Source organism: Curtobacterium sp. MCBD17_032, assembly GCF_003234855.1.
Lineage (GTDB): Bacteria > Actinomycetota > Actinomycetes > Actinomycetales > Microbacteriaceae > Curtobacterium.
The window spans coordinates 416,693-441,355 of sequence record NZ_QKTO01000002.1; the positions used below are offsets into that span (position 1 = coordinate 416,693).

Consider the following 24,663-nt stretch of genomic DNA (forward strand, 5'->3'; position numbering starts at 1 on the left):
CCCTACGCTCGGCGCCATGCTCCTCTTCCTCCGCCGGTGGGCCCGGCACCTCGTGGCCCCGGCCGCCGGCGCGCTGTACCTCGTGCTCTGGGTCGTCGCCGAGGCCGGCCGCGGCGACCCCACCGGACATGTCCTCGTCGTGTCTGCCTTCGCCGTCGCGATCGGCCTCGCGCACTGGATGCCGTCGACGAGTCTCGGTCTGGTCGTCGTCGTCCCCGTCCTGCAGGCGTTCCGGCTGCTCGACCGACCGTCGAGCACGACCTGGCCGGAGTACCTCGCCATCGCGATCGTGGTCGGCATCATCGGCGCCGGGCGCTCCGGTCTGCTCCGCTGGCTCGCGATCCCGGCCCTGGGTGTCGCCAGCGCCGCCGCTGCCTGGGCGATGGTCGTCCCCACCGTCGCCGACCAGGACGTCTGGGCGTCCTGGACCGGCTCGCTGTCCGGCACGCGGTCCGACCTCGCCTTCCTGGCCCTCGCGATCGCCGGTGCGAGCGGCATCGCCTGGGCGGTGGGGGTGGCGCTCGGCGCGACCTGGCGGGTCGGGCTCGCGGGGCTCCGCGTCGTCGAGGCGGAGCAGGAGACGGAGGCCGCCAGCGCCGAGCTCCGCGCCGAGCAGGAGCGTGCCCGCATCGCGCGGGACGTGCACGACTCGCTGGCGCACTCCCTCGCCGTCGTCGTCTCCCAGGCGCAGGGCGCCGCGGCGCTCACGGTCCGGGACGGACCTGCCGCCACGGCACTGCAGGACATCGCCGAGGTGAGCCGGAACGCCCTCGGGGACGTCCGTGCGCTCGTCGAACGGATCCAGGGCACCGGCCAGGAGGCCCGACACGGCCTGGCGGACGTCCCGCACCTGGTCGAGGACATGCGGGAGCTCGGCATGCAGGCCGTGTTCGAGCAGCACGGCGCCCCGCGGCCGATCGGGTCCGAGGCCGGGGGAGCGGTACACCGGATCGTGCAGGAGAGCCTGACGAACGTGCTGAAACACCAGGGCCGGACGGCGTCAGCGCGTGTGGTGCTCGACTGGCGCGGGCCGGGGCTCGGGGTCGTCGTGACCTCCACCGGCAGCAGTCCGCTCGTCGCGCTCGACGGCCCGGGGTCCGGCGTGGCGGGGATGCGGGAGCGCGCACGGTTGGTCGACGGTTGGCTGCGTGCCGGGGTCGGCGACGAGGAGCACGAGTACGTCGTGACCGCGTGGTTGCCGACGCTCGGTGGAACGCCCGCACCGTCCGGTCCGGACGCGACCACGGGCCTCCCGGCGGTCGTCACGGCCGGAGCGGCCGACGCGACCGGACCCGGCGGGACGAGCGTCACCGGAGCGTCCCGGTGACGGCGATCCGCGTCGCCGTCGTCGACGACCAGCGGCTCTTCGCCTCGGGCATGCGGATGCTCGTCGACGCCCAGGACGACATGACGTGCGTCGGAACGGCCGCCGACGGTGCCGAGGCCCTCGCGCTCTGTGCGACAGCGCAGCCGGACGTGCTGCTCCTCGACCTCCGGATGCCGGTGCTGAACGGCATCGAGACGATGGCACGCCTCGCCGAGCAGGGTGACGACCGGCCGCGGGTCGTCGCGCTCACGACGATCCGCCGCGACGACGCGGTCCTCGCCGCACTGCGTGCCGGTGCGGCGGCGTTCCTGACGAAGGACGCGCTGCCCGAGGTCGTCACGGCCACGATCCGCGACGTGCACGAGGGACGACCGGCGCCCACGGAGACCGAGGCGCTCGACCTCCTCCGTGCCGAGGGCTCCCTCGTCGAGTCCGAGCGTCGGGACGAGGTCCTCGACGCGCTCACCGCCCGGGAGCGCGAGGTGTTCCTCCTCGTGGCCAAGGGACTGAGCAACCAGGAGATCGCCACCACGGTGTTCCTCAGCGAGGCCACCGTCAAGACCCACGTCCGGTCGGTGCTCACCAAGCTCGGGCTGCGGAACCGGATCCAGGTCGTCATCACCGCACACGAACGCGGCCTCGTCCGCGCCTAGGGGGGACCATGCACATCACCACCAGGGCCGCGAAGACCGGCACCCTCGTCCTCGTCGTGGCCGGTCTCGGCGGAGCCGTCCTGCACGGCCTGCCGGAGCCCGTCGACCATCCGGTCCGGCCGACGACCACGAAGGACGTCTCCGCGTGGACGATGCCCCTCGACGGGTGGGTGGTCCCGGGCGGGCACGAACAGGACTACGCCGAGATGCTGGTCGATCTCCCCTGTCTCCGCGAGGCCGGGCTCGACGTGCCGCCGCTGCCCTGGGCCACCGTCGCCGGACTCCATGCCCACGACGACACCGTCGACGCCGCGGCGCGTGCGAACCCGTCGCCGGCCCTGTCGACCAGCCGGCCGCTCTCGGCGGAGCTGGCGTCGGCGCGCGGGTACCACGGGCCGTCCACCGATGGAGCGAACGTCGGGGGCTGGCGGGAGTGGGGGTACGCCCCGGGGTTCGACGAGGCCTTCGCGGCCCTGCCGGCCGGGGTGCGGGACCGATGTCCGGAGCGGACGCGTCGGTCCCTCGGTACCGGCGCGAGCGGCGAGGTCCAGAGCGCGTCCGAGACGGCCCAACGGCTCACGCACCTCGCCGCACTGTCCGCTCGGCAGGACCCTGCCGTCACCATCGCGGCCGCGGCGTGGCGGACGTGCATGGCACCGCTCGGTCTCGCCGACCTCCCGGAGGGACCCGAGGGCATGCCGACACCGTCGATGCGCGTCACCGCACGGGACGCTGAGGAGGTCGTGACGCTCTCCGACGAGGTCGGCGACGACGAGATCGCCGTCGCCGACCGGGACGTCCGGTGCCAGCGATCGTCGGGCTACCGGCAGACGCTGTACGACGCCGAGTGGGACCGGTTGCTGCGCGTCACGGCGTCGGACGCGGCGGTCCTCGCGGCAGGCGATCCCGGTCAGCGGGCTGTCGCCGCCCGCCTCGACCGTGTCGTCGAACAGCACGCCCCGGCTGCACCGGCCGACCTGGGCTGAGGGGCCCGGTCGCAGCGGCCTCCGTCGCGGGCAGGTGGTCCTGGGGGGACCGGCCCGCGGTGACGACACGCCCGGACGGGTACTGCTAGACTCGGTGACTGACTTCGGCGAGGGCCGCGCAAGCGGCCGTGATCGACGCGGTGGGAGACCCGGCCAGCCCTGGGAACGTTCCTCACGCGTGCACGCGTTCGAGTTGCAACACCACAGACCCCCCGATGCCGGCACTCCGGCGTCGTCCCCGACACCAGGAGGCATCATGGCTGACTACACCAAGCTCGCGGCGGAAGTCCGCACCAAGTTCGGCAAGGGTGCGGCCCGCAAGCTCCGCGCCGCCGACAAGATCCCCGCCGTCGTCTACGGGCACGGCACCGAGCCGCAGCACATCAGCCTGCCGGGCCACGAGACGATGCTCCTCGTCCGTACCGCCAACGCGGTCGTCGACCTCGACATCGAGGGCGCGGCCCAGCTCGCCCTCGTCAAGGACGTGCAGCGTGACCCGGTGCGTCAGATCATCGAGCACGTCGACCTCGTCGTCGTGCGTCGTGGCGAGAAGGTCACGGTCGACGTGCCCGTCGTGATCGAGGGCGAGTCCTTCGCCGGCACCATCCACGTGCAGGACCTGGCGAGCGTGTCCCTGCTCGTCGAGGCGACCGACATCCCCGAGCACGTCGTCGTCGACGTCGAGGGCCTCGAGGACGGCGCGCAGGTCCTCGCCTCGCAGCTCGAGCTGCCGGCCGGTGCCGAGCTCGAGACCGACGCCGAGGCGCTCGTCGTCCAGATCGTCACCCCGCGTGGCACCGCTGACGACGACGCCGCCGACGAGGCTGCTGCCGAGGCGGGCGCCGAGGCCGGCATCGAGGGCGGCTCCGCCCCGGTCGACGCCGACTCCGAGTAAGACGACGACGACGTCTGGCCGACGCTGATGGCGGAGCGCACGTTCGTGGTGGTCGGGCTCGGGAACCCCGGGCCCGACTACGCGGGCAACCGTCACAACGTCGGCCAGATGGTCCTCGACGAGCTGGCCGCCCGGATGGGTGCCACGTTCAGGAAGCACAAGACCCCGAACCAGGTCGCCGAGGGGCGCCTGGCGCCGGGGGGCCCGAAGCTCGTCCTCGCGAAGCCCGGGTCGTTCATGAACACGTCCGGCGGTCCGGTCTCCGCCGTCCTCGGGTTCTACAGTGTGCCGCCGGCGGACCTCATCCTGGTTCACGACGAGCTCGACCTGCCGTTCGACTCCGTGAAGCTCAAGGGCAACGGTGGCCACGGCGGGCACAACGGCATCCGCGACGTCATCAAGGCGACGAACACGAACGAGTTCGCCCGCGTGCGGGTCGGCATCGGACGCCCGCCCGGTCGTCAGGACCCGGCCGACTACGTGCTGCGTGACTTCTCCGCCGCCGAGAAGAAGGCGCTGCCGAACCTCCTCGCCGACGCGGCCGACGCCGTCGAGGCGATCGTGACCGACGGCCTGCTCGCCGCGCAGCAGCGCTTCCACGCCCCGGCCTGATGGACGCCGTCGCCGCCGTCGTGCTCGCGACGAACCCGTTCGCCACGGCCGCGCTCGTCGTCGTCTCGGTCATGGGCATCGCGCTCGTCGGGACGGCGCGCTTCCTCGGTCGCCGCGCGGCCGAGCAGGCGCGCGAGGGCGAGCCGACGCCGCCGCCGGACGACCTGGAGCCGGGCAGCAGCTCCTGAGCCGGAACCGGCCGGGAGGCCCGCCCCGACTCCGCCACGCGCCTCCTGTTCGCCCGTCGCGCACGCCGCGACCGCTGTCGGGGGCCGCCGGTACCATCGTGTGAGTGACGATCTCGGGCCTCATCCCTGCGCTCTCGCGCGCCTCCTCCTTCGATCGTGCGCTCCGTGCCGCTCCTCGCGACGCCGACTTCTCGGTGGTCGACGGCCTGCGCGTGCCCCTGTTCGCCGCCCTGCTGGCCGAGCGCTCGGGGCCGCAGTGCGCCTTCGTCATCACCGCGACCGGGCGGGAGGCCGAAGCCGTCCGTGACGCCCTCAGCTGCACCGTCCCCGACGCGGACGTGCTCGAGTTCCCGGCGTGGGAGACCCTGCCGCACGAGCGTCTCAGCCCGAGCCCGCAGACCGTCGGCACCCGCATCGCGACCCTCCGCGCACTGCAGCGGTGGCAGGAGGCCCCTGCCGCGGAGCGCCGGACGACCGTCGTGGTCGCGAGCGTCCGGGCAGCGCTCCAACCGATCGCCGACAACCTGACCGAGCTCGCGCCGGTCGTGCTGCGGAGCTCGTCGCGCGGCAACGACCTCGGCGCGATCGCCGCACAGCTCGTCGACGTCGCGTACGCCCGGGTGGACCTCGTCACCCGCCGCGGGGAGTTCGCCGTCCGCGGCGGCATCCTCGACGTCTTCCCGCCGACGGCCGACCACCCCGTCCGCGTCGACTTCTTCGGCGACGAGATCGAGGGCATCAAGGCGTTCTCGGTCGCCGACCAGCGGTCCACGGACGACGACCTCGACGCGGTGGAGCTCACCGCATCACGCGAACTGCTCCTGAGCGACGACGTCCGACAGCGGGCGCGCGAGATGCTCCACGAGTTCCCGAACCTGTCGCAGATGCTCGCGAAGGTGTCCGAGGGGATCCCCGTCGAGGGCATGGAGTCCCTCGCCCCGGCGCTGGTCCGCAAGCTCGTGCCGGTGACGGAGTACCTGCCCGAGGAAGCGACGATCGCGGTCTTCTCGCCGGAGCGGGTGAGCGGTCGCGCGCACAGCCTGGCCGAGACGAACCAGGAGTTCCTGCAGGCGGCGTGGAGCGCGGCCGTGGCGGGTGCCCAGGCGCCCATCGACCTCGACGCGGGCAACTTCCTCACGGTCCAGCAGCTGAAGAACACCCGCGGGCAGCGCACGTGGTGGACGGTGTCGCCGTTCGACTCCGGTGCCGACGAACCGCTGAGCGACGCCGACGCGGCCGCCGAGGCGGGGGAGTACATCCGCGTCCCGGGCGAGGCGATCCCGAGCTTCGCCGGCAGTGCGGACGGTGCGGTCGCCCACGTCAAGGCGCTGACCGACGACCAGTGGGCCGTCGTCGTGACAGCGCAGGGCCAGGGCCTCGTCGAACGTGCGGTGCAGGTGCTCGCCGACGCCGGGGTGGCCGCGCGCGCCGAGACGCTGGACGGGCCTCCCGAGCCGGGCGTCGCCATCGTCACGACGGCCAGCGTCGAGCACGGCTTCGCCGTCGCGGACCCGCGGATCGCGCTCCTCAGCGAGGCCGAGTTCTACGGCCGCAGCGTCCAGCAGGGCGCCCGCACCGTCAAGAAGCTCGCGAGCCGGCGCAAGAACGTCGTCGACCCGCTGCAGCTCAAGCCGGGCGACGTCGTCGTGCACGCCACGCACGGCATCGGCAAGTTCGTGGAACTGGTCAGCCGTGAGGTCAGTTCCGGTGGCCGGAACGCCGTCAAGCAGCAGCGTGAGTACCTGGTGCTCGAGTACGCGCCCTCGAAGCGGAACTACCCCGGCGACAAGCTCTTCGTGCCGACCGACCAGCTCGACCAGCTGTCCCGGTACGTCGGCGGCGAGAACCCGACCCTGTCGAAGATGGGCGGCTCGGACTGGTCGGCGGCGAAGTCGAAGGCGCGCAAGGCCGTGCGCGACATCGCGGTGGACCTCGTGAAGCTGTACTCCGCCCGCATGGCGTCGAAGGGGCACGCGTTCGGCCCGGACACCCCGTGGCAGCGCGAGCTGGAGGAGGCGTTCCCCTTCGCGGAGACCGTCGACCAGCTGACGACCATCGACGAGATCAAGCGCGACATGGAGAGCCCGATCCCGATGGACCGGCTGCTCTCGGGCGACGTCGGCTACGGCAAGACCGAGGTCGCGATCCGCGCCGCCTTCAAGGCGGTGCAGGACGGCAAGCAGGTCGCCGTGCTCGTCCCGACGACGCTGCTGGTCCGCCAGCACATGGAGACGTTCCAGGAGCGGTTCGCCGGGTTCCCGGTCAACCTGCGCGCCCTGAGCCGGTTCCAGACCGAGAAGGAGACGAAGGAGACCCTCGCGGGCCTCGCCGACGGCACCGTCGACGTCGTCATCGGCACGCACCGGATCCTGTCGCAGAGCGTGCAGTTCAAGGACGTCGGCCTCGTCATCATCGACGAGGAGCAACGCTTCGGCGTCGAGCACAAGGACCAGCTCAAGAAGCTCAAGACGAACGTCGACGTCCTGGCGATGTCCGCGACGCCGATCCCGCGCTCGCTCGAGATGGCCGTGACCGGCATCCGCGAGATGTCGACCCTCGCGACCCCGCCGGAGGACCGGCACCCGATCCTCACGTTCGTCGGACCGCAGTCGGACCTGCAGGTGGCCGCGGCGATCAAGCGCGAGATGCTCCGCGAGGGTCAGGTGTTCTACGTGCACAACCGCGTGAAGGACATCCAATCGGTCGCGTCGCACCTGGCCGAGATCGTGCCGGACGCCCGCATCGCCGTGGCGCACGGGCAGATGGGCGAGCAGGCCCTCGAGCAGGTCATGGTCGACTTCTGGGAGCGCCGGTTCGACGTGCTCGTGTCCACGACGATCATCGAGACCGGTCTGGACATCGCGAACGCGAACACCCTCATCATCGACAAGGCGGACAAGTACGGCCTGTCGCAGCTCCACCAGCTCCGCGGCCGTGTCGGACGTGGCCGGGAGCGCGGCTACGCGTACTTCCTCTACGACGCCGACAAGCCGCTGTCCGAGACGGCGCAGGACCGCCTCGAGACGATCGCGGCGAACAACGAGCTCGGCGCGGGCATGCAGGTCGCGATGAAGGACCTCGAGATCCGCGGCGCGGGCAACCTGCTGGGCGGCGAGCAGTCCGGGCACATCGCCGGCGTCGGCTTCGACCTGTACCTGCGCATGATCGGCGAGGCGGTCTCGCAGTTCCGCGGGGACGTGGCCGAGGGGCAGACCGAGCTCCGGCTCGAGATCCCGGTCGACGCGCACATCCCGGAGGACTACGTCGAGTCCGAGCGGCTCCGGCTCGAGGCCTACCAGAAGCTCTCCGCCGCGTCCGCGCCGGCTGCGCAGCCCGAGGCGATCGACATGGTCCTCGACGAGCTCACCGACCGCTACGGCACCCCACCGCAGGCCGTGCTCACCCTCATCGAGGTGTCCCGCCTCCGCCGCATGGCGCAGCAGGTGGGCCTGTCCGACGTGGTCGTGATGGGCTCGAACCTGCGGGTCGCCGGCAAGGAGCTCGCCGACTCGGCGCAGGTGCGGCTCAAGCGCATGTTCGCCGGCGCGCGCTGGTTCCCGCAGCAGGACGCCGCGAGCATCCCGGTGCCGAAGCCGCACGGCGAGACCCTGCCGGACGACGCCCTCATCGGTTGGGTGGAGAGCATCCTCACCGCGGTCTACGGCGCGCCCGCCCGTGCGGAGGCGCCGACGGCCTGACGGTGGTCGTCCGGTGACCACCGGACGGACGGGAGGCCCGGGGCGGATCCGTCCCGGGCCTCCCGTCCGTCGCGTGGACGCGCTGGTGCGCTACTCGGTGGCCTCGGCCTCGGAGAGCTCGCGCCGCTGGCGGTACCGGCGTGCCCGCACGGACACCACGACGGCGGACGCGACCATCGCGATGCCGGACCCGACGAGGACCGCGAGGACGCCCTCGTCGACGATCTCCTCGTCCGCGGCGAAGGCCAGTTCGTTCATGAGCAGCGACACGGTGAAGCCGATGCCGCCGAGCACGCCGACCGTCATCACCGAGCCGACCGAGAGCGTCGAGCGGCCCGGACCGCGGAAGAGCCGGCCGGCGACGACGCCGAACAGGGTGATGCCGATGACCTTGCCGACCGGCAGCGCCAGGACGACCGCCCAGAACGTCGGAGAGAGCTCGCCGATCCCGACGGCGGGGATCACGACCGCTGCGGAGACGAAGGCGAAGACGGGGAGCACGATCGCGTTCGACCACGGCTCGACCTGCTCGTGCAGGGTGCCGCCCGGACGTCGGGGGAGGACCAGGCCGAGCGCCACGCCGGCGATCGTCGCGTGCACCCCCGAGTGGTACACGAGCCACCACGTGACGAGACCGACGAGGACCATCGCGACGACGAGGAACGGCTGCGCAGCGCTGCCCGGGCGCAACCGGCGTCCCAGGAGCGCGAAGACCACGAGCAGGACCGCGGCTCCGCCGAGCGCGAGGAAGTCCGTGCCGTGCGCGAAGACGACGGCGATGATGACGATCGCGATGAGGTCGTCGAGGACCGCGAGGGCGAGCAGGAACACCCGGATCGTCGCGGGCAGCCCGCGCCCGAACATCGCCAGGACCCCGAGCGCGAACGCGATGTCGGTCGCGGTGGGGATCGGCCACCCGTGTGTGTACGGCGTCCCGGCGGTGACGAGCAGGTAGACGCCCGCCGGGACGAGCACGCCGCCGACTGCAGCGATCGCGGGGACGACGGCGGTCTTCGGGTTCGCGAGCTCGCCGGCGACCAGCTCGTGCTTCAGCTCGATGGCGACCAGCAGGAAGAAGACCGCGAGCAGGCCGTCGCTGACCCAGTGGCTGATGGAGAGGTCGAGGCCGACCGCTCCCCACGGGGTGTGCCAGTCGAGGCCACGCTCGAGTCCGGGACCGAGGGCGGTGTTCGCGACGACCAGACCGAGGACGGCGGCGGCGAGGAGGGCGATCGCGCTGAAACGCGGCGAACGGACGAAGGAGGGCATGCGACTCCGGTGGAGATCGGGTACGGGGAACGGACCGTCGACCAGACTTCCCGACACACCGGAGACCATCGTACCGGGCGGCTCCTGACGTCCGTTCCGTGCGGAGGCTCGGGTGGCAGCATGGCCCCATGACCTCCGTTGACGAACTCGTCGCCGTCGTGGACCGCCTGCTCGACCCCGAGCACGGATGCGTCTGGAACCGCGAGCAGACCCACGCCAGCCTGGCCCGGTACGCCGTCGAGGAGACGTACGAGCTCGTCGACGCGATCGACGGTGGGGACGACGACGAGCTCCGCGAGGAACTCGGCGACGTCCTGTACCAGGTGGTCCTGCACGCCGGGATCGCCGCGCGGCAGGGACGGTTCGACCTGGACGACGTCGCCGAGACGGTGCGCGAGAAGATGCAGCGCCGTCACCCACACGTCTTCGGTGACGAGGAAGCGCACACCGTCGAGGACGTCATCCGGGTCTGGCGTGCCGCGAAGGCGGACGAGAAGTCCTCGCGGACCAGCGCCTACACGGGCGTGCCACGGGCGATGCCACCGCTCGAGCGTGCCGTGAAGCTCCTCGAGCGGCTCGAGGAGCGCGGCGACCTGCACGCTGCGATGGCCTCGGTGACGGACGGTGCCGTGCTCGACGCCGTCTCGGAGGTCGCCGGTGCTGCCGACGGTCCGGGGACGGCCGGCACCGGTGCCCCCGCGGTCGACACCGTCGGTGCCGACGGCCTCGTCGGAACCGACCCTGACCGTGTCGATCTTGACCGTGTCGACCCTGACCGTGTCGACCCTGACCGTGTCGACCCTGACCACGGCGCTGCCGCCTCGCAGCCCGGGAGCCGGGTCGACCCGGCCTGGGGAGCCGGGATGCTCGCCGAGGTGGCCGTCGCGCACGAGCAAGGCCTGGACCCGGTCGCGAGTCTCCGCGCCGCGGTGGCGATGCTGGAGACCGCCGGCCGCGGTCTCGAACGAGACGGCCGCGCCTCCGAACGCCGGGATGTGGAAGAGCGGGCGTCCTCCTAACCCGAAAAAGAAGGACGCCCGCGAGCGGGAGAAGGCGCCACCAGGGAGCGACGCCGACAGGGATCCCGCTCGAACCGCGGGGGCGCTTGCAGCACACCGCCCCCGCTGACGGCCGTTGCGTGGATCAGGCACGCACCGGCCGAGGTTCTGAGATGCAGCATATCACCGGACAACTGCTGCAGCAAGCGACGCTGCCGCTCTGCGAAGATTGACGGCATGGCGACGACCGTGACGGCCCCCCGGGGCATGCGAGACCACCTCCCTGCTGACAAGGCCCGGCGGGAGCACGTGCTCGGTGTCATCCGTGGTGTGTACGCGCGTCACGGCTTCGACGAGATCGAGACGCCGGTCGTCGAGGACGCCGCTCGCCTGCACTCCGGACTCGGTGGTGACAACGAGAAGCTCGCCTTCGCCGTGATGCGCCGCGGGCTGACCACCGAGGACCTGCGGCAGGCGGAGGCGCCGCTGGACCTCGCCGACCTCGGGCTGCGGTTCGACCTGACCGTCCCGCTGGCCCGGTTCTACGCTTCTCACCGCGCCGAACTGCCGACGGTGTTCCGCGCCGTGCAGATCGCCCCCGTCTGGCGTGCCGAGCGGCCGCAGAAGGGGCGCTACCGGCAGTTCGTGCAGTGCGACATCGACGTCCTGGGGGAGCCCGGGCAGCTCGCCGAGATCGAGCTCATCCGGGCGACCACGGCGGCCCTCGACGCCCTCGGCATCGTCGGGACGTCGATCCGGATCAACGACCGCCGCATCCTGCTCGCACTCCTCGCCTCGTGGGGGATCACCGAGCCCGCGGCGGCTGACCGAGCGCTCATCACGGTCGACAAGCTCGACAAGATCGGCGCCGTCGGCGTCGCGGAGGAGCTCGGCCAGACGCTCGACCTCGACCCGGGCGCCACGGCCGACACGATCCGCGCGCTCGAGTCCGCCGACTGGGAGAGCGTGCGCGGGGCGGACTGGCTGGACGCCGACGCGTTCGCCGAGCTCGAGCGGCTGCGCGCGGCGCTCCCGGGCGTGGACCTCCGCTTCGACCCCACGCTCGTCCGCGGCATGGGGTACTACACCGGCACGATCTTCGAGGTCGCGCACCCCGACTTCGGCTACAGCCTCGGCGGGGGTGGCCGCTACGACGGCATGATCGGACGGTTCCTCGGCCAGGACGTCCCGGCTGTCGGGTTCTCGCTCGGGTTCGAGCGGCTCGTGGACCTCGTGTCGCTGCCCGGTTCGGCCGAGTCGGATGCCGTCGTGCTCGTGTACGACAAGGACGTCGACCCGGTGCGGCTGGCTGCCCTGAAGGCCGAGGCGCTCGACGCACACCACCGTGTCCGGCTCGAGAAGCGCACCAAGAACATGAAGAACCTGCTCGCCGGCCTCGCGGAGCAGGGCTTCGGCTCGTTCGCCACCGTCGGCGCCGACACGGCGTCGCTCGAGGGCGTCGCGTTCCGTCCGCTCGCCTGACGGACGCCCGCCGGTCATCCACAGCCAGGCGTCGCGCTGCAGCGGCGTCGCTAGGATCGACAGCGCAACCACCACAACCCAACGACAGGGAGTACCCCGTGGCAGTGATCGATGCCGTAGGCGCACGCGAAGTCCTCGATTCCCGAGGCAACCCGACGGTCGAGGTCGAGGTCCTCCTCGACGACGGTGTCGTCTCGCGCGCCCTCGTCCCGTCCGGTGCCTCCACCGGCGCCTTCGAAGCGTACGAACTGCGCGACGGCGACGAGTCCCGCTACGGCGGCAAGGGCGTCCTCAAGGCCGTCGAGGCCGTGCTCGACGAGATCGGTCCGGCGCTCGAGGGCTTCGACGCCACCGACCAGCGTCTCGTCGACGCCGCGCTCATCGAGCTCGACGGCACCGAGAACAAGTCACGCCTCGGCGCGAACGCCATCCTCGGTGCCTCGCTCGCCGTGGCCCGAGCCGCAGCCGACTCGGTCGACCTGCCGCTGTTCCGCTACCTCGGTGGCCCGAACGCGCACACGCTGCCCGTCCCGCTCATGAACGTCGTGAACGGTGGAGCGCACGCCGACACCAACGTCGACATCCAGGAGTTCTTCCTGGTGCCCTACGGCGCGGAGTCCTTCTCGGAGGCCCTGCGCTGGGGTGTCGAGACCTACCACGCCCTCAAGGGCGAGCTGAAGAAGCAGGGCCTGGCGACCGGACTCGGCGACGAGGGCGGTTTCGCGCCGGAGCTCGCCTCGAACCGCGCCGCGCTCGACTTCCTCCTCGCGGCGATCGAGAAGGCCGGCTTCACCCCGGGCAAGGACATCGCGCTGGGCCTCGACGTCGCCAGCACCGAGTTCTTCCACGACGGCAAGTACTCCTTCGAGGGCAAGCAGCTCTCGAGTGCGGAGTTCACGCAGTACTTCGTCGACCTGGCCCGCGACTACCCGCTCGCCACGATCGAGGACCCGCTGGCCGAGGACGACTGGGAGGGCTGGACCCACCTGACCGCCGAGCTCGGTTCGAAGCTGCAGATCGTCGGCGACGACCTCTTCGTCACCAACCCGACGCGACTCCAGCGCGGCATCGACGAGCAGGCCGGCAACTCGATCCTGGTCAAGGTGAACCAGATCGGCACGCTGACCGAGACCCTCGACGCGGTCAGCCTCGCGCACCGCCACGGCATGACCGCCATCCTGTCGCACCGCTCCGGCGAGACCGAGGACACCACGATCGCGGACATCGCGGTCGCCGTCGACGGTGGTCAGATCAAGACCGGCGCACCGGCCCGTTCGGACCGCGTCGCGAAGTACAACCAGCTGCTCCGCATCGAGGAAGAGCTCGGCGACGCGGCGGTCTACGCCGGCCGCTCCGCCTTCCCGCGTTCGGCCTCGCTGTAATCACACGCACCGTCGAGACGCCGTCCTCCGCTCGGAGGGCGGCGTCTCGCCGTTCCGCGGAATGGCCCCGTCCGCGCGCGTGCCACCGATGCGCGTGAACTTCCCCCGTCTGTCCAAGACGCCCCCGTCTGCGGACGACGCCGCGGTGCGCGCGAGACGCCTCCGGATTCGACGGCGTCTTGCCGAGGTGGCGGCGTTTCGGCGCGGCCAGGGCGTCTCGGGGCCCAGAGCCAGCCTCCAGGACGGTGGACCGAGACGCCCCGTCTGCGCGTGACGCCGCGGTGCGCGCGAGACGCCTCCGAATCCGACGGCGTCTCGCCGAGGTGGCGGCGTTTCGGCTGCCCGGCGGCGTCCCTTCGGTCAGTTGACGTCCCGGGACCCGAGCCGGCCGGGAGACCCGGGCCGTGCCTCCAGGCCGGTGGAGCGAGACGCCCCCGTCTGCGCGTCACGCCGCGGTGTGCGCGAGACGCCTCCGAATCCGGCGGCGTCTCGCCGAGGTGGCGGCGTTTCGGCGGCCCGGCGGCGTCCCTTCGGTCAGTTGACGTCCCGGGACCCGAGCCAGCCGGGAGACCCGGGCCGTGCCTCCAGGCCGGTGGAGCGAGACGCCCCCGTCTGCGCGTGACGCCGCGGTGCGCGCGAGACGCCCCAGTATTCGGCGGCGTCTCGGCGAGGTGGCGGCGTCACAGCTCCGCGGCGGCGTCACGGCTCGGTGGGGGCGTCTCGGCAAGGCGAGCCCGCCTGGAGGCTCGGGCGGGCCTCCAGGGCGGCAGCCGTCGCTGAGAGGGTGCGCAACGCGCGCGCGGCGGGATGCCGAGCCCCCGAGGGCCGCGTTATCGTCGTCGTCGTGCCCAGTCAGAAGCCCCGCGTCCGCCGCGTCCCCGTGGCCATGCCCCAGGGGACGACCTCGGGGCAGCCCTGGTACCGCTCGCTGCACTTCTCCGGCTTCAGCCTGCTCATGCTCGCGATCATCGTGCTCTTCGTCGTGGTGCTCGCCCCGTCACTCCGCACGCTCGTGGAGCAGCAGGAGCAGATCACCGACATGCAGCGCCAGGTCGCGGCGCAGAAGGCCGATGTCGCGCAGAAGAAGCACGACGTGGCTCGCTGGGACGACCCGGCCTACATCGAGGCCCAGGCGCGTGACCGCCTGCTCTACGTCTACCCGGGCGAGGAGAGCTACCTCGTGATGGGCACCGAGGCCGACGCAGCAGCCACGCCCGCGCCGACCACCGACTCCGGGACGCCGGTCAGCTCCACGGTGCAGACGCCGAAGGTGGACTGGGTGCAGTCGATGCTCTCGTCCGTGCTCGAGTCCGGGTTGTCGGACGAGACCGGCGACGAACTCGAGCGACGCGGCGAGAGCGGCACCGGCAGCAGCAGTGACACCGGTCGCGGGACGGGCAGCGGCTCGTCCTCCGAGTAGGGCCGACGGGTGTGATCCGGTAGGCTCACGTCCCCGTGACGACCCCTCCGTTCGACCCGCCGTCCGCGCACGACGTGCAGGTGGTGACCGCTCAGCTCGGCCGCCCTGCCCGTGACGTGATCGGCATCGCGGCCCGCTGCGTCTGCGGCAACCCGACGGTCGTGTCCACGAAGCCCCGCCTCGGCAACGGCACCCCGTTCCCGACGCTCTACTACCTGTGCCACCCGGCAGCCACCGCCGCGGTCAGCACCCTCGAGGCGAACCAGGTCATGCCCGAGCTGGCCGCCCTCCTCGAGGACCCGGAGATCGCCGAGCAGTACCGTCGAGCGCACCAGGCGTACCTCGACGACCGCGAGTCGATCGAGCACGTCGAGGAGATCGCGGGCATCAGCGCCGGTGGCATGCCCACCCGCGTGAAGTGCCTGCACGCGCTCGTCGGGCACGCCCTCGCCGCCGGACCCGGCGTCAACCCCATCGGCGACCTCGCGCTCGAGCGCGCGGACTGGTCGCCGTCCCGGTGCGGATGCCGGGCCTATGATGAGGATGCAGACGCCGGAGTCGGGGTGGGTGGCGGCGAGTCCTGACCAGCCGCCCAGCAGTCCAACCACCCCAAGGAGATCAACAACCGTGCCCAAGATCCTCGTCGTCGGCGGCGGCTACGCCGGCTTCTACACCGCATGGAAGCTCGAGAAGCACCTTCGCAACGGCGAAGCCGACGTCGTCATGGTGGACCCGCTGCCGTACATGACGTACCAGCCGTTCCTGCCCGAGGTCGCCGCCGGGTCGATCGAACCGCGTCACGCCGTGGTCTCGCACCGCCGCCACCTCAAGTCGACCCGCGTCGTCACCGCGAAGGTCACCGGGGTCGACCACGCGAACAAGACCGCGACCATCACCCCCGCGGTCGGTGAGCCGTGGCAGGAGTCGTACGACCAGATCGTCATGACCGCCGGCGCCGTCTCGCGCACCTTCCCGATCCCGGGCGTCGCGGACGAGGCCATCGGCCTGAAGACCATCGAAGAGGCCGCGGCGATCCGCGACAAGATCCTCACCAACTTCGCCAAGGCAGCGAACCTGCCGGCCGGCCCCGAGCGGCAGCGTCTGCTCACGGTCGTCGTCGTCGGTGGTGGCTTCGCCGGCATCGAGGTCTTCGCCGAACTCCGCTCCTTCGTGTCGGACCTGCTCAGCAGCTACCCGCAGATCGCCTTCGAGGACACGCACTTCCACCTCGTCGAGGCGATGGGCCGCATCATGCCCGAGGTGTCGCTCGAGACCTCGCACTGGGTGCTCAAGAACCTCGCCGAGCGCGGTGCCACCGTGCACCTCGAGACGCAGCTCGCCTCGGCCGTCGGCGGTGTCTGCCAGCTCAAGGCCAAGGACGAGTCGATCGAGGTCATCGAGTCCGACCTGATCATCTGGACCGCCGGCGTCATGGCGAACCCGATGGTCAAGGGCACCGACTTCCCGCTCGAGCCCCGTGGCCGCATCACGGTGCAGCCCGACCTCCGCATCGTCGACGAGGGCACGGTCGTCGCCGACGCCTGGGCCTGCGGTGACGTCGCGGCCGTCCCGGACCTGACCGGTGGTGGCGTGGGCGGCATGTGCGTGCCGAACGCCCAGCACGCGGTCCGTCAGGCCAAGCAGCTCGCGAAGAACCTCGTCGCCACCCTCCGCAACGAGGCCACCGTGGACTACAAGCACGAGAACCTCGGTGCCGTCGCCGGCCTCGGTCTCGGCATCGGTGTCTTCCAGTCCGGCAAGTTCGCCATGAAGGGCTTCCTCGCCTGGGGTGCCCACCGCGGGTACCACGGTCTGGCCATGCCGTCGTGGGAGCGCAAGATCCGCGTCATCGGGGACTGGGTCTCCGGCTTCTTCCTCGGACGCGACATCGCGTCGCTCGACGACCGCGAGACGCCCCGCGCGGCGTTCGAGGCGTGGGCCTCCCGTCCGAAGCCGGCGGTCGAAGCGGCCCCTGCCGCCGACTCGCCTGCCGAGGGCCAGCCCGCCGGCGCTGCCGGTCCGGCCTACGCCACGCCCGCCGAGGACGTCTCGAAGGCAGCCGAGCCCGTCGGCGCCGGTGAGTCGGCGAAGACCGAGTAGGCACCGCACATCCGCTGACGAGAGGGCGGTCACCCGACGGGTGGCCGCCCTCCGGCGTCGGTAGGCTGTTCCGGCCCGGCCGCCCACGGCCGTGCGCCCCCGTGGCCCAATCGGTAGAGGCATGCGACTTAAAATCGCCGAGATGAGGGTTCGAGTCCCTCCGGGGGTACGGAGACCGGACGGGCATCCGACTCACCATCGCCGAGTTGCGGGTTCGAGTCCCTCCGGGGGTACGGAGACCGGACGGGCATCCGACTCAACATCGCCGAGTTGAGGGTTCGAGTCCCTCCGGGGGTACGGAGACCGGACGGGCATCCGACTCACCATCGCCGAGTTGAGGGTTCGAGTCCCTCCGGGGGTACGGAGACGGAGGACGCGCCGTACTCGTTACGCTGACCACGTGGTCGGGATCGGGAGCGCGCTGACGAACCTCCGGGACGCCCTCCGGCGCCCCGAGGCCCACGTCGAGGTCATCGACGGCGAGACCGTCCCCGTCGGGATGCTCCTCGGCACGCTCGGCGCGCTGCTCCTCGACGCCGGCAGCTCGGTCACGGACGTCCGCTCCGCCCTCGAGAAGGCACGCGACGCAGCCGGGGTCGGGAGTGGCCTCGCGATCGGGGTGCTGCCCGCGCTCGTCATCGTCAGCGAGACGGCGACGGGTGCCGCGACGATCGTCAACGCCGAGGGCATCGAGCTCTCGTTCCGCCAGTCCGCCCGCGCGAACCGCCTGGTGCTCGGGCTCGAGCGCGGCGCGATCGCCCTCGCCGAGATCCCCGCGCGTGTCCGGAGCATCCGGCAGGGGACGCGACCACCGGCCCCGCTGCCGTGGGTGCTCGGCAACGCCCTGACCTCCGCAGGGCTCGCCGTGGTGTTCCGGTGCCCGTGGTGGGCGGTCCTCCTCGCGCTGGTGGTCGGGGCCCTCGTCGGGGTCATCGGCCTGCTGCTGCGGCGCTTCCGCGAGGCCGTCGCCGTCGTGCCGTTCCTCGCCGCGTTCTGCTCGACCGCGGTCGTCGGGCTCGTCGCCGCCGGGACCGGGTTCGACCACGTGCCGCTCTACGCCGTGTGTGCACCGGTCGCGGTGTTCGTGCCCGGGGCTCTCATCACGAACGCCCTGCTCGAGCTCACCGCCGCCGACATCGTCACCGGGTCGGCGCGGCTCATGCAGGGGCTCATCATGCTCGGCTTCATGGCCGCCGGGATCGCGGCGGGGAGCGCGGTGACCGGCCTCCGCATCGACCCGAGCTCCGCCGCACTCGTCGGCGAGGTCGCAGGCATCGGGACCGACCGCCCCGGCTGGGAGGCCGTCCCCGCCCTCTGGGTGTCGTGGGTCGCCGTGGTTGTCCTCGCGACCGGGATCAGCCTGGTCTTCGGCTCCGGGTGGCGCCTCACCGCGGCGTCGGTCCTCGTCATGGTCACCGCCTACGCCGTCGTGTCGTTGCTCACCCCGTTCAGCGGCAGCGTCGTCGCCACGGGCCTCGCCGCGGCCCTGCTGTTCGTGGCGATGCGTGTGCTGGAGCGGATCGTGCCGGTGGTGCCGGCGACCGTGTCGTTCCGGCCGGCGTTCCTGCTGCTCGTGCCCGGCACGGTCGGGCTGGTCGCGGTCGCGACGTTCGACGCCGCTGCGCTCGCGACGCCGCTCGCGACCTTCGTCAGCCTGTGCGTGGGGACGAAGATCGGCGGGCTGATCCCGGGGCTCTTCGCCCGGTCCGCGCCGACCCACTGACGGCCTGCCGACCGGCGGTCGACCTGCGCGGCGGGTGTCGGGCCTCCCGGCCGGTCGCCACCGCACGGCGTGACCGGCGACCGGTCGGGACGCCGGGACGCGTCAGCGGATCTTGGGCCAGAGGCGCACGCCTGCCGCGAGGACGACGACCACCGCGACGGCCGATGCCCAGGCGGCGACCGGGACGTGCGTCCCGGTCGGGCCCGAGTAGACCGCGGCTGCGAGCCCGACGGCGACGGCCGCGAGGGCGCCGTACCGCCGGCGGGACTCGGCTGCCAGGGCTGCCCCCGCGGACCCGCGGACCCGCGGAGCGGCAGGAGCGTCACGACGAGCGCGCCGAGACCACCGACGCACAGGGTGCTGGCGAACTCGGACACGAGCGATGCGGTGAACCCCGGACCGCTCGTCAGGCTGTGCACCACCCATCCGACGGCCGCGAGGACGAGCAGCGTCACCGAGCGCCAGGTCGCGCCCCGCGCACAGGCCGCGACACCGTTCCCGAGCCGCATGGCCGCGGTGTCGACGTCGGTACGGCCGACGGGCACGAGCAGCAGCCCGACGACGAGCGCGGGGGAGAGGTCCCCGGACCGAGTGAGGCCGCTCGCCACGACCGCCGCGAGCACGAGCCACGGGGACACGCGGAAGGTGACAGTGTGCCGGTTCACGCCTGCAGCCCACCGCGTCGCGAGCACGACGCCGGCGGTGAGCACGCCGACACCGGCCAGGACGGCGAGGGCGAGCCGGACGTAGCGTGCCTCGAGGGCGATGCCGCTGCCCACGAGGGTGGCCACCGCGGCGAGCGTCGTGCCGACGGCGAGGGAGACCCAGGTGGGCACCGCGTCGTCGCCGCGTCTGCGTTCCGACCTCGGGCGGTTGCGGCCCGTGAGCCGGGAGGCGGGGCGCGGCAGCCGCCCGCGGAGGGTCCCGGCGAGGACGCGGACCGGACCCGCCACGAGGAGGAGGAACGCCGCCGCGACGCCGACCGCGATCACGAGGGTGCGCCAGGAGAACGAGGACTGGATCGTGGGCACGGCGTGGTCGTACGCGGTCGCGACCGTCCAGTCGCCCGCGGGTCCGGACCAGTCGGTCCGTCCACCCGTGCCGCCGTCGGAGCCGTGGCCGGGCGGCGCACCCGCCGCGGTGCCGCCCCGGCCGTCGCCCCGGCCGGACCCTGGTCCGGAGCCGGGGCGGGGCGACGAGTCCGTCGGCGTGCCGCTGTCGGAGGACGGGAGGCCCGCAGCCGGGGTCGACGAGGAGGCACCGCCGGCAGACGTCCCGTCCGCCGACGGCACGCCGGCGGACGAGCCGGTCACCCGGACCGGGACCGCGGTCGCCGCCCGGGAGGTGTTGCCCGCCGCGTCCTGCGCACCTGCGCTGATGCGGTGGACGCCACCACGCAGCACGTCGGCGACACGGCACGACCACGACCCCGTCACCGACACCTCCGACCGGCAGACGGCCACGTCGTCGACGTAGCCGGTCACGATGGTCCCGGCCTCGGCTGTACCGGCGATGACCAGCGCACGCGCGTCGACCCGCGATGACGCCGACGGGCGGGTGACACGAGGCGCGGCCGGAGCGGTCCGGTCGATCGTGATGCTCCTCGGCGGCGAGACCGCGCTCCGGAGGTCGGAGCGGTAGCCGTCCGCCGTGCTGGCGGTCTGGGTGGCCGTGACGGTGGTCGTCCCGTCGGCGGGCGCTCCGGGCCCGACCCGCCAGGAGACGTGCCAGGTACCCGCCGGACCCACGGTCGCGGTGCGGACCGCCGAGCTGCCGGCACGGCTGACCGTCACGGTCGCGCCGGCCAGCCCGGTCCCGGCGACGGCGCCGGTGGTCGGTCGCCGGGTGGTGACCACGGGCGGGACGACCACGTCCGACGGAGCGGCGTCGGCGCTCGGCAGGGAGGACGTCGTCGTGTCCAGGACGGTGAAGACCTGTGCCGGTCCCGAGTGCACGGTCCCAACGCACGACCAGGAGCCGTCGGCCCGCGTTGTCGCACGGCAGATCGTGGCGGAGGGGACGGCGGGGTCGGCGACACGGACGGCGTGGCCGGGGGAGGCGCGGCCCGAGAACCGGGCGAGGTCGGTCGTGAGGTCACCGGGGTCGACGATGGTCGGGGCCGTCGGGGTGTCACTCGACGGGGGAGCGACCGGTGTCCGGGTCGGCGACGGGCTCGGCGCGGGTGCCGGGACCGGGTTCGAGAAGACGGGTGGCCCGGTCGGGGGCGCGGTCGTGTCGGCACCGGGCAGGGTCGGCGGCGCGGCGACGGCCGGGACGGCGTCCGACGGGGCGGCGACCGCCGGGACGGCGTCGACCGGGAACAGGACGAGGGGGGCCAGGACGAGACCGGTGACGGCGACCACCAGGCGGGCGACCGTGCCACGCACCGCCGTCCGTCCCCGCGCCCGCGGCGGGTCGTCGCCGGACGTCCCCCGCGTGCTCCGGTGTGCCACGTCGCCCCCTGCCGTGTCCATCCCCTCCATCCCACGTGATCCGACGGCCTGGGTCAACACCCCCCGCGGGCGTGCCGGCCGGTTCCGCGCGCATCACCGGCGGAACCGGACGTGTCCCGCGAGCGGGGTGGGCGGCACTCGGGAATCGGCCGTGAAGATCCGTCCCCGACGAAGGCGGTCCGGCCTGCTCGGTAAGATCGTCGAGGACCGCCCTGGTCCACCCGACGGACCCGAGTGGTCCGGCACGACCGCGGCCCGACGCGCAGAGGAGCACGACCGAATGGACACCGGACTCATCACGACGCTCATCGTGGTCGGCGTGGTGGTCGTCGTCCTCGTGGTGATCGGGATCTGGCTCTGGGTCAGTCACAAGTCGCTCGTCGCGCTCCAGGGACGGGTCGACAGCGCCTGGTCGGAGATCGCCGAGCACCTGCAGCAGCGAGCCGAACTGATCCCCACGATCGTCGACACCGTCCGTGGGTACGCCTCGCACGAGCAGTCCGTCTTCTCCGCGGTCACCACGGCCCGCTCCGAGACGCTCGCCGCCGGGGACGCCGTCGCGGCGTCGACGGCCGAAGGGCACATGCAGAAGGCGCTGAAGAGCGTGTTCGCCGTGGCCGAGCATTACCCGCAGCTCCAGTCGAGCCAGGCGTTCCTCGAGCTCCAGTCGCAGCTCGTCGCCACCGAGGACAAGATCCAGTCCGCGCGCCGGCACTACAACGGCGGCGTCCGTGAACTCAACACCAAGGTGAAGTCGTTCCCGACCTCCACCTTCGCGAAGCGCCGCGGAGTCGGTCCCGCACCGTTCTTCGAGACGGCGGAGCCGGCCGCCATCGCGGAACCGCCGCGCGTCCAGTTCTAGGCGGTCCCGCTCGTCGGGTCGCCCGGCAGCGGTCGGACGCCCAGTGCGCCGGCGAGGGCCGCGGCAGCCGTTCCACGATCGGTGACCTCGACGTCCCCGAGCCCCTGCCACGCGGCCGTCCGACGGAGCAGCGCGGCCAGCCGCTCGACGTCCACGACCGCCCCCGGCTCGTGCCACGCGGTCCGCACGTGCAGCACCCCGCGCTGCCGGTCGCTCTTGAGGTCGACCCGTCCCACCAGGGCGTCGTCCTGCAACACCGGGAGCACGTAGTAGCCGAACACCCGCTTCGGAGCCGGCGTGTAGATCTCGATCCGGTAGTGGAAGCCGAACACCCGCTCCGCGCGCGGTCGGAACCAGACGACCGGGTCGAACGGGCTGAGCACGGCGTCTGAGTCGATCCGTCGGGGCACGCGAGCGTCGACGTGCATCCACGCGCGGTCCTTCCAGCCCGCCACCGACACCGGGACGAGCTCGCCGGCGTCCTCGAGGTCGGCGATCGCCGCCGCGGTGTCGTCGGAGCGCAACCGGTGGTGGTCCGCCAGGTCCGCCCGGGTGCCGACGCCCACCGCCCGGGCCGATCGTCGGACGAGCTCCCGGACGGCGTCGGGCCGGTCCGGGGCGGCCGCGAAGAACCCGGTCGGCAACACCTGGTCGGGGAGGGCGTACACCCGCTCGAAGCCGGCCCGGCCCGCGCTGACGACGTCGCCCCACCGGAAGAGCTGTTCCAGCCCGTGCTTGACGTCGCTCCATCCCCACCACGGACCCCGGCGGACGTTCGACTCGTGCTCGACGGCGCTCGCCGGCAGCGGCCCCTCCGCCGCGAGCAGCGCGAGGAGCTCACCGCGCACGCGTGCGGTCCGTTCGAGCCCGGCCGCGCGGTTCGGTCGCGTCGTGTCGCGCTCCCGGTACGCGTCCATCCGCCAGCGGAAGAGGCGGAGGTCGTCACGCGGGACGAACGCCGCCTCGTGCGCCCAGTACTCCAGCCACGGGCTGCGCTGGGTGAGCGTGATGCGGTCGAGGGCTGCCTTGTCGTACGCGCCGAGGCGGGCGAACAGGGGCAGGTAGTGGCTCCGCTCGAAGACGTTGACCGAGTCGATCTGCAACAGACCGAGGCGTGCCGCGGTGGCGGACACAGCCCGCGCCGTGACGGCGTCGGGTCGAGGGCGTCCGAACCCCTGGGCGGCCAGGGCCACCCGTCGGGCCTCGGCGGCGGAGAGCGTGGTCCTGACCATGGGGGAACGCTACCGAGCGGGCCCGACACCGCGTGCTGGCCCGACGCGTGCCGCCTCCGGTACCCGTGCGGCATGCCGTGGATACAGTGAGCGCATGGCTTGGGTCAAGAAGACACACCCCGACCCCGTGGTCGAGGAATCGGTGCCGATCGGCATGCGGATCGCCGGAGCGTTCTCATGGCGGGTGCTCGTCATCGCCGGTGTCATCGCGCTCTTCGTGTGGCTGATGACCGTGTTCAGCGACATCCTCGTCCCCTTCCTCGTCGGCATCGTGATCTCCGCGCTGCTCGTGCCGATCTCGAACTGGCTGCAGCGTCACCGTGTGCCGAAGTGGCTCGCCGTCATCCTCAGTCTGCTCGGCGGGCTCGCCGCGGTGGCAGGGCTGCTCTGGCTCGTCATCGACCAGATCATCGCGTCGTACCCCTCGCTCCGGGACCGCACGGTGTCGCAGTTCGGCAACGTGCGGGAGTTCGTGCTGAACTCCGGGTTCGGGATCTCACAGGCAGACGTCGACAACTGGATCAAGGAGGCGACGACCTGGGTGCAGGACAACACCGGGACGATCCTGTCCGGTGTCGCCACTGCCGGGTCGAGCGCCACGCACGTGTTCGAGGCGCTCTTCATCATCCTCTTCACCACGATCTTCCTGCTCATCGACGGCAAGAACGTCTGGCGCTGGACCGTGCGGCTCTTCCCGCGCAAGGCCCGGGCCACCGTCGACGGTGCGGGTGTCGCGGGGTGGATCACCCTGACGAGCTTCATCCGCGTGCAGATCTTCGTGGCGTTCGTCGACGCGGTGGGCATCGGTCTCGGTGCGTTCATCGTCGGACTGTTCTTCGGGGGCATGCCGCTCGTCATCCCGATCGCCGCGATCGTGTTCCTCGGTGCCTTCATCCCCGTCGTCGGTGCGATCGTCACGGGCTTTCTGGCGGTCTTCGTCGCCCTCATCTTCAACGGCCCGCTCGCCGCGGTCCTGGTGCTCGGCGTCGTCCTGCTCGTCCAGCAGATCGAGGGCCACATCCTGCAGCCGCTCGTGATGGGCAACGCCGTCAAGGTGCACCCCCTCGCGGTCGTGCTCGGCGTGACGGCCGCGTCCGGTCTCGCCGGCATCGCCGGGGCGTTCTTCGCGGTCCCCCTCATCGCGACGCTCAACGCGATGGTCACGACGATCGCGAGCGGCCGCTGGCGCGGGCTCGACTCCGAACACGTCCGCGAGGCCACCCCGAAGCGCGGCCAACACGGCCGCATCCAGCTCCTCCGGCGGCGCCGTCACCAGGTCGGCGACGACGTGCCGGCCCCGGGCAGTGACGACCAGCCCGCGGCCGAACCGGGGACCGCCAGCACCAACTGAGCGTCACGTGGCACGCGACCGCTCCGCGACCG

At 72.4% G+C, this 24,663-nt stretch carries 18 protein-coding genes and 1 tRNA gene; 17 read left to right on the plus strand and 2 right to left on the minus strand.

The window, feature by feature from the left end:
- Window positions 1–16 precede the first annotated feature (16 nt).
- From DEI91_RS04995 to mfd, 7 genes are all read left to right on the plus strand, one after another.
- Window positions 17–1,327: a sensor histidine kinase gene (locus DEI91_RS04995; protein ID WP_181439484.1), complete on the plus strand. Its 1,311-nt coding sequence runs from the start codon at window positions 17–19 to the stop codon at window positions 1,325–1,327.
- The gene (locus tag DEI91_RS05000) at window positions 1,324–1,980 is read left to right on the plus strand and encodes a response regulator transcription factor (RefSeq protein WP_111051323.1); all 657 of its coding nucleotides are present in this window, start codon (window positions 1,324–1,326) and stop codon (window positions 1,978–1,980) included. Before DEI91_RS04995 ends, DEI91_RS05000 begins: the two co-directional genes overlap by 4 nt.
- Window positions 1,981–1,988: 8 nt before the next feature.
- Window positions 1,989–2,966 carry a hypothetical protein gene (locus DEI91_RS05005; protein WP_111051200.1) on the plus strand — a complete coding sequence of 326 codons (978 nt, stop codon included), beginning with the start codon at window positions 1,989–1,991 and terminating at the stop codon, window positions 2,964–2,966.
- Between the two features lie 256 nt (window positions 2,967–3,222).
- A complete protein-coding gene (locus DEI91_RS05010) occupies window positions 3,223–3,861 on the plus strand; it encodes a 50S ribosomal protein L25/general stress protein Ctc (RefSeq protein WP_111051201.1) in 639 nt (212 codons plus the stop codon).
- Window positions 3,862–3,888: 27 nt separating this feature from the next.
- Window positions 3,889–4,473 carry an aminoacyl-tRNA hydrolase gene (pth, locus tag DEI91_RS05015; protein WP_111051202.1) on the plus strand — a complete coding sequence of 195 codons (585 nt, stop codon included), beginning with the start codon at window positions 3,889–3,891 and terminating at the stop codon, window positions 4,471–4,473.
- On the plus strand, window positions 4,473–4,661 hold the full coding sequence (locus DEI91_RS05020) for a hypothetical protein (RefSeq protein ID WP_111051203.1): 189 nt from the start codon (window positions 4,473–4,475) through the stop codon (window positions 4,659–4,661). The genes pth and DEI91_RS05020 overlap by 1 nt, the downstream gene beginning before the upstream one ends.
- Before the next feature lie 104 nt (window positions 4,662–4,765).
- Window positions 4,766–8,359 (plus strand): transcription-repair coupling factor, encoded by a 3,594-nt coding sequence (gene mfd, locus DEI91_RS05025; protein WP_111051204.1) that lies wholly within the window; start codon window positions 4,766–4,768, stop codon window positions 8,357–8,359.
- Between the two features lie 90 nt (window positions 8,360–8,449).
- Here mfd and nhaA read toward each other — a convergent pair whose 3' ends face one another.
- Window positions 8,450–9,628, minus strand: a complete 1,179-nt coding sequence (gene nhaA, locus DEI91_RS05030; RefSeq protein ID WP_111051205.1) for a Na+/H+ antiporter NhaA — start codon at window positions 9,626–9,628, stop codon at window positions 8,450–8,452.
- Window positions 9,629–9,756: 128 nt separating this feature from the next.
- Between nhaA and DEI91_RS05035 the strand changes: the two genes are divergently transcribed.
- The 9 genes from DEI91_RS05035 (at window position 9,757) to DEI91_RS05090 (ending at window position 22,048) form a co-directional block, all read left to right on the plus strand.
- A complete protein-coding gene (locus tag DEI91_RS05035) occupies window positions 9,757–10,647 on the plus strand; it encodes a MazG family protein (RefSeq protein ID WP_111051206.1) in 891 nt (296 codons plus the stop codon).
- Window positions 10,648–10,863: 216 nt separating this feature from the next.
- The gene (hisS, locus tag DEI91_RS05040) at window positions 10,864–12,108 is read left to right on the plus strand and encodes a histidine--tRNA ligase (RefSeq protein WP_111051207.1); all 1,245 of its coding nucleotides are present in this window, start codon (window positions 10,864–10,866) and stop codon (window positions 12,106–12,108) included.
- Between the two features lie 98 nt (window positions 12,109–12,206).
- On the plus strand, window positions 12,207–13,490 hold the full coding sequence (gene eno / locus DEI91_RS05045) for a phosphopyruvate hydratase (protein WP_111051208.1): 1,284 nt from the start codon (window positions 12,207–12,209) through the stop codon (window positions 13,488–13,490).
- Window positions 13,491–14,334: 844 nt separating this feature from the next.
- Window positions 14,335–14,910, plus strand: coding sequence for a septum formation initiator family protein (locus tag DEI91_RS05050; RefSeq protein WP_111051209.1), 576 nt, complete (start codon window positions 14,335–14,337; stop codon window positions 14,908–14,910).
- A 35-nt stretch (window positions 14,911–14,945) separates the two neighbouring features.
- Window positions 14,946–15,494, plus strand: coding sequence for a DUF501 domain-containing protein (locus DEI91_RS05055; RefSeq protein ID WP_111051210.1), 549 nt, complete (start codon window positions 14,946–14,948; stop codon window positions 15,492–15,494).
- 43 nt (window positions 15,495–15,537) lie between these two features.
- Window positions 15,538–17,010 carry an NAD(P)/FAD-dependent oxidoreductase gene (locus DEI91_RS05060; RefSeq protein WP_111051211.1) on the plus strand — a complete coding sequence of 491 codons (1,473 nt, stop codon included), beginning with the start codon at window positions 15,538–15,540 and terminating at the stop codon, window positions 17,008–17,010.
- A gap of 95 nt (window positions 17,011–17,105) precedes the next feature.
- Window positions 17,106–17,179: transfer RNA gene (locus DEI91_RS05065), tRNA-Leu, on the plus strand.
- 231 nt (window positions 17,180–17,410) lie between these two features.
- Window positions 17,411–18,733, plus strand: coding sequence for a threonine/serine exporter family protein (locus DEI91_RS05070; protein WP_181439485.1), 1,323 nt, complete (start codon window positions 17,411–17,413; stop codon window positions 18,731–18,733).
- A gap of 2,733 nt (window positions 18,734–21,466) precedes the next feature.
- Complete coding sequence (locus DEI91_RS05090) at window positions 21,467–22,048, plus strand: LemA family protein (RefSeq protein WP_375537664.1); 582 nt, start codon at window positions 21,467–21,469, stop codon at window positions 22,046–22,048.
- On the opposite strand, the gene DEI91_RS05095 is transcribed toward DEI91_RS05090, so the two are convergent.
- On the minus strand, window positions 22,045–23,280 hold the full coding sequence (locus DEI91_RS05095) for a winged helix-turn-helix domain-containing protein (RefSeq protein WP_111051215.1): 1,236 nt from the start codon (window positions 23,278–23,280) through the stop codon (window positions 22,045–22,047). The genes DEI91_RS05090 and DEI91_RS05095 overlap by 4 nt on opposite strands.
- Window positions 23,281–23,374: 94 nt before the next feature.
- On the opposite strand from DEI91_RS05095, the gene DEI91_RS05100 reads away from it, so the two are divergent.
- Window positions 23,375–24,631: an AI-2E family transporter gene (locus DEI91_RS05100; protein ID WP_258374299.1), complete on the plus strand. Its 1,257-nt coding sequence runs from the start codon at window positions 23,375–23,377 to the stop codon at window positions 24,629–24,631.
- Window positions 24,632–24,663 lie beyond the last annotated feature (32 nt).

Excerpts from the sequence above, each read along its gene's own strand:
- DEI91_RS04995 (WP_181439484.1), top strand. The coding sequence starts at position 17 with ATGCTCCTCTTCCTCCGCCGGTGGGCCCGGCACCTCGTGGCCCCGGCC.
- DEI91_RS05005 (WP_111051200.1), top strand. The coding sequence starts at position 1,989 with ATGCACATCACCACCAGGGCCGCGAAGACCGGCACCCTCGTCCTCGTC.
- DEI91_RS05010 (WP_111051201.1), top strand. The coding sequence starts at position 3,223 with ATGGCTGACTACACCAAGCTCGCGGCGGAAGTCCGCACCAAGTTCGGC.
- pth (WP_111051202.1), top strand. The coding sequence starts at position 3,889 with ATGGCGGAGCGCACGTTCGTGGTGGTCGGGCTCGGGAACCCCGGGCCC.
- DEI91_RS05020 (WP_111051203.1), top strand. The coding sequence starts at position 4,473 with ATGGACGCCGTCGCCGCCGTCGTGCTCGCGACGAACCCGTTCGCCACG.
- nhaA (WP_111051205.1), bottom strand. The coding sequence starts at position 9,628 with ATGCCCTCCTTCGTCCGTTCGCCGCGTTTCAGCGCGATCGCCCTCCTC.
- DEI91_RS05035 (WP_111051206.1), top strand. The coding sequence starts at position 9,757 with ATGACCTCCGTTGACGAACTCGTCGCCGTCGTGGACCGCCTGCTCGAC.
- hisS (WP_111051207.1), top strand. The coding sequence starts at position 10,864 with ATGGCGACGACCGTGACGGCCCCCCGGGGCATGCGAGACCACCTCCCT.
- DEI91_RS05090 (WP_375537664.1), top strand. The coding sequence starts at position 21,467 with ATGGACACCGGACTCATCACGACGCTCATCGTGGTCGGCGTGGTGGTC.
- DEI91_RS05095 (WP_111051215.1), bottom strand. The coding sequence starts at position 23,280 with ATGGTCAGGACCACGCTCTCCGCCGCCGAGGCCCGACGGGTGGCCCTG.
- DEI91_RS05100 (WP_258374299.1), top strand. The coding sequence starts at position 23,375 with ATGGCTTGGGTCAAGAAGACACACCCCGACCCCGTGGTCGAGGAATCG.